Below are 740 nucleotides of genomic sequence, written 5' to 3' on the forward strand. Positions count from 1 at the left end.
AAAGAACAACGAGGAAGTATGAGCACAATTTTGGAATGTATCCGCACGGTTGGACGCGGTGAGCGTGGGCGTAAACCCTGACGTTTGAACAAGCCTATCAAGTTATGGATGAGTATCTCGATGGTCAAGTGGGTGATGATCAAATGGCGATGCTGCTGATGCTGATCCGAGTGCAAAATGAGACCCGTCAAGAGATCGCGGGATTTGTTAAAGCTTTCCAAAGTCGAGTACCTAACCTTGGCGCAGACATTGATTGGCCTTGTTATGCGGGAAAACGTGCCTCTGCGGGTAAGCCTTGGCATCTTCTTGCGGCAAAATTTTGCCGATAATGGCTACAAAGTTCTGCTCCACGGATACAACGACAAACCCGCTGGGCGTGAACACTGCAGAGCATTATTTAGCGGCATTAGGCTTGAGTGAGGCGGGCTCTACGCAAGAAGCCCAAACTGTGCTTGAGCAAGATGGCATCGTTTATCTGCCACTGCGCAATTTTGCGCCAATGGCGGAGAAAATGATTGGTTGGAAAAGTCGTTATGGTCTGAGAACTCCGATCAACACTGTCGTTCGCGCGCTTAACCCAGGCGGGCGAAAATCGGCCTGCGTGGCAGTTTCCACCCTGGTTTCCAGCAGTTGCACGCGGAAGTGGAAGATGAAATCGGCTATACCGAGCATGGCGTGATCTCATTTAAAGGCCAGTCGGGAGAGTCGGAGTTTAATCCCAAAGTGAGCCAAACCGTGTG

1 pseudogene is annotated in these 740 nt (G+C 50.7%); it reads left to right on the forward strand.

The annotated features are described in order from the left end of the window. Positions 1–18: 18 nt before the first annotated feature. A pseudogene (locus CIK04_RS27660) lies at positions 19–740 on the forward strand (glycosyl transferase family protein); the annotation flags it as partial.

The sequence above is a fragment of the Vibrio sp. 03_296 genome (assembly GCF_002265885.1).